This window comes from Devosia elaeis, from assembly GCF_001650025.1.
Classification (GTDB): domain Bacteria; phylum Pseudomonadota; class Alphaproteobacteria; order Rhizobiales; family Devosiaceae; genus Devosia; species Devosia elaeis.
In genome coordinates this window covers 1-517 of sequence record NZ_LVVY01000054.1, presented here as the reverse complement: position 1 = coordinate 517, position 517 = coordinate 1, and the positions used below count along the sequence as shown (strand labels likewise).

The 517-nt window shown below is 62.1% G+C and carries 1 protein-coding gene and 1 pseudogene; both read left to right on the top strand.

The window, feature by feature from the left end; all coding sequences use genetic code 11:
• A pseudogene (locus A3840_RS20185) lies at positions 1-128 on the top strand (carbohydrate ABC transporter permease); the annotation flags it as partial.
• A 4-nt stretch (positions 129-132) separates the two neighbouring features.
• On the top strand, positions 133-517 hold a 385-nt coding region (locus A3840_RS01785; RefSeq protein WP_131798215.1), incomplete at its 3' end, for an ABC transporter ATP-binding protein.

The window sequence follows — 517 nt, the reverse complement described above, 5'->3', positions numbered from 1 at the left end:
ATGGCGGGGCCATGTGGAACATCCAGCTCGCCGCCGCGACCATGACCGCCATTCCGGTCCTCCTGGTTTTCATCGTGGCGCAGAAACAATTCGTCGAAGGGCTCGCCCATACCGGGCTGAAAGGCTGATCCCATGGCTCCCGTAAGTTTGAAATCCGTCGCCAAGAGCTATGGCGCGACCCATGTGCTGCATGGCATCGACATCGACATTGCGAACGGCGAATTCGTCGTCCTCGTCGGCCCCTCCGGCTGTGGCAAGTCCACCCTGCTCCGCATGATCGCCGGCCTCGAAACCATTACCGGCGGCGCCGTCGAGATCGGCAGCCGCGTGGTCAATGACCTCGAGCCCAAAGACCGCGACATCGCCATGGTCTTCCAGAACTACGCGCTCTATCCCCATATGACTGTCGCCACGAATATGGGCTTCTCGCTCGAACATCGCGGCGGCTCCAAGGCCGAAATCGCCGAGCGCGTCCAATGGGCCGCCGGCATTCTCGGCCTCACGCATCTTCTCGACC